Source organism: Enorma phocaeensis (genome assembly GCF_016901575.1).
Taxonomy (GTDB): domain Bacteria; phylum Actinomycetota; class Coriobacteriia; order Coriobacteriales; family Coriobacteriaceae; genus Limicola; species Limicola phocaeensis_A.
Genome location: NZ_JACJKQ010000043.1, coordinates 1 through 3,079, shown reverse-complemented (window position 1 = coordinate 3,079; position 3,079 = coordinate 1). Strand labels below are relative to the sequence as shown.

Sequence of the window (3,079 nt, the reverse complement as noted above, 5' to 3'; positions counted from 1 at the left end):
AGATGTGTATAAGAGACAGCCCATCGCCAATGTCCCTTTCGCCGAAGCTCGGCTTTTTTACATTTTTGGGCCCGATTTCGTAATAAACCCGAGCAGCGGTGAAAAACGGCCCCGCCGTTGCTCGCTATTTTTGTAGCAACGAAGCAACTGTTGAGAGGCGAGACGGGCGGCCGGGCCCGCGGCAGGCGTTCGGCGCGCGCAAGCCGGCAGGAAAGAGCCGGCTTGCGCCCACCTTGGTTGCGGTACCATTGCTCGCGGGGACAGCGGCCCCGTCACCAGGCAGAACCAATCAGGTTACAGGACCCGCCCCCGACGGCAGCGTTCGATCACGCGACCCTCGCGGCAGCGCCGCAGAACGCCATCGCACTAAAGCATCCGCCACGAAGCCCCTAGGAGAAGACATGCACCAGTATCGCAACGACTATAGCGAAGGCGCCGCGCCGCAGATTCTGGAGGCGCTCGTGCGCACCAACCTTGAGCAGGCGCCTGGATATGGCACCGACGAGCATTGCGCGCACGCCGCCGAGCTCATCCGCGCAGAGATCGGGCAGCCAGACGCTTTCGTGAGCTTTGTCCCGGGGGGCACGCCCGCAAACATCCTCGCCATCACGTCGCTCACCGAGGAATTCGAAGGCCCCCTCTGCGCCGCCGACGCACACCCCACCGTCCACGAGACCGGCGCCATCGAGGCCGCGGGCCGTCGTCTTCTGGCAACCCACGACCCCTTGGGCCGCCTGACGGTCGAGGGCATGCAGCCCCTCTGGGACGCTGCCGTCGCAAACGGCAATGCCACGACACGCCCCGGCATGCTCTACTTCTCGCACACGAGCGAGCTTGGCTACGTGTACACGCGCGCCGAGTTCGACGCCCTCTGCGACTGGGCGGCGGAGCGGGACCTTGCCGTCTACGTAGACGGCGCCCGCATGGCAAGCGGCATCATGGCACCCGGGTCGGACCTCACCATTCAGCACATCGCCGAACGGGCCGACATATTTACGCTGGGAGGAACCAAGAACGGCATGCTTTTTGGCGAGGCGCTTGTGGTGAGCCCGCGCACCGAACGCGGTCGCCGCGCCATCGCCAGGCTCCCCTATCTCACCAAGCGCGCCGGCCAGCTCACAGCCAAGGGACGCATCATGGGCGTCATGTACGAGGCCGCCTTCGACCCCTCCACGCGTGACGAGACCGGCCTTGCTCTGTACTGGCAGCTTGCCCGCAATGCCAACAAGCTCGCCTGCCGTCTCGCCGAGGCCATGGCGGCGGAAGGCTTTGAGAGCGTGCTGGAGACGACGGGCAACCAGCAGTTCTTCTGGGTGACGCCAGACGAGGGCGCTTGGCTTGCAAAGGTTTTCGGAGCAGAGCTGCAGGCGCAGCCCGACCCCGCGGGCGCCGGCCGTATCGTCGCCCGCTTCGTAACGAGTTGGGCCACGACACCGGAGAACCTGGACGAGTTCGAGGCCGCTCTCGCCGAACGCTCCGCCAAACGCTAGGCGTCGCCATTCGAGGCCGTCCTCGTCGGACGTCCGGCAAAGCTCCAAGCGCCGCCGCAACCGATAGCACAAGGCCGCTGCCGACATCCATCGACAGCGGCCTTTCTATCTCGCGAATCATCTCGCCGTGCCGTCGGGAAACCCGCCGCGTGGCGGCCCTCCCTGGTGCAGGCCTACTCCTTTACCTGTGCCACATAGACCACGTTGGTCGACACCTGGCTGTCGGGCAGCACGACAGAGGTCTCCGGGTCTCCGCCCGTCACCACCACGATGTCCCCCTCATGCACGATCTCGCTCGCCTTGGCCTCGGCCACGGCGTTGTGCACGATGTAGGTGATGTTGCGGATGTTCAAGCCGCCCAGCTTTGGCTCGACGCCCCAATAGACGGTCATCTTTCGCACCGCCCAGTCGTTCGGCGTGACGGCGTGGATGGGAAGCACCGGGCGGAAGTTAGACACCAGGCGCGCCGAGCGTCCGGTGGCGGTCGGCGTGAGAATCGCCTTTGCGCCCACGTTGAAGGCAGTAGTCACCGCAGCGAGGCCCATGGCGGCGTTGATCACGTTGCGTCCGGGGTCGAGCGCCTCGAAGTCGAACGGCTTATGCTCGGGAATCGTCGCCTCGGCGATGAGGGCGATGTTCGCCATCATCTTCACGGCCTCGAGCGGATACTTGCCCGAGGCGGTCTCGCCCGAGAGCATCGTGGCGTCGGTGCCGTCGTTGATGGCGTTGGCGACGTCGGTGACCTCGGCGCGCGTGGGCCGCGGGTTGCGGATCATGGAGTCGAGCATCTGCGTCGCCGTGATGACGGGCTTGCAGGCGGCGTTGCACTTCTGGATGATCTCCTTCTGGATGGTGGGGCACACCTCGGGCGCGACCTCGACGCCCAGGTCGCCGCGGGCGACCATGATGCCGTCCGAGACCTTCAGGATCTCGTCGAAGTGGTAGACCGCCACGGCGCACTCGATCTTGGGGAACACACCGACGTGCGTGCCCTCGTTCTCGTCGAGCAGCCTGCGGATCTCAAGCACGCCCTCGGGATCGCGAATGAAAGAGGCCGCCACGAAGTCGATGCCCTCCTTGAGGCCGAACAGGATGTCCTCGCGGTCCTGCTCGGTGATGCTCGGCAACGACAGGTGCGCGTTGGGAACGTTCACGCCCTTCTTCTCGCCCAGCTCGCCGCCGTTCTGAACGGTGCAGATCATGTCTTGGCCACGGATCTCGTCGACGGTGAGGCCGATGAGGCCGTCGTCGATGAGGATGGTGCCGCCCACGTTGACCTCGCGCGGGAGCTCCAGGTGGTCAAGGTAGAAGTGCTCGGAGGTGCCCAGCAGCTCTTCGGAGGTCTCGGCGGCGGTCACCGTGACCTTCGACCCTTCTACCAGCGTGACCTTGCCATGCCCTTCCAAAAAGCCCGTGCGAATCTCGGGGCCCTTGGTATCGAGCAGGATGCCCAGCGGATGGTTGAGCTCGCGCGCGACCTTCTTCACGCGCTCCATGCGGATATGATGTTCCTCATGGCTGCCGTGGCTGAAGTTGAAGCGGGCGACGTTCATGCCCGCGAGGATCATCTGGCGCAGCGTCTCCTCGTC

2 protein-coding genes are annotated in these 3,079 nt (G+C 65.2%); one reads left to right on the top strand and one right to left on the bottom strand.

All coding sequences use genetic code 11. The features are described 5' to 3' along the window. Positions 1 to 401 precede the first annotated feature (401 nt). A complete protein-coding gene (locus H6A15_RS10040) occupies positions 402 to 1,490 on the top strand; it encodes a threonine aldolase family protein (RefSeq protein ID WP_204673617.1) in 1,089 nt (362 codons plus the stop codon). Positions 1,491 to 1,663: 173 nt separating this feature from the next. Here the strand turns inward: H6A15_RS10040 and pyk are convergent. Continuing rightward, a partial coding sequence (gene pyk, locus H6A15_RS10035) for a pyruvate kinase (RefSeq protein ID WP_204673616.1) occupies positions 1,664 to 3,079 on the bottom strand: 1,416 nt, incomplete at its 5' end.

Excerpts from the sequence above, each read along its gene's own strand:
- H6A15_RS10040 (WP_204673617.1), top strand. The coding sequence starts at position 402 with ATGCACCAGTATCGCAACGACTATAGCGAAGGCGCCGCGCCGCAGATT.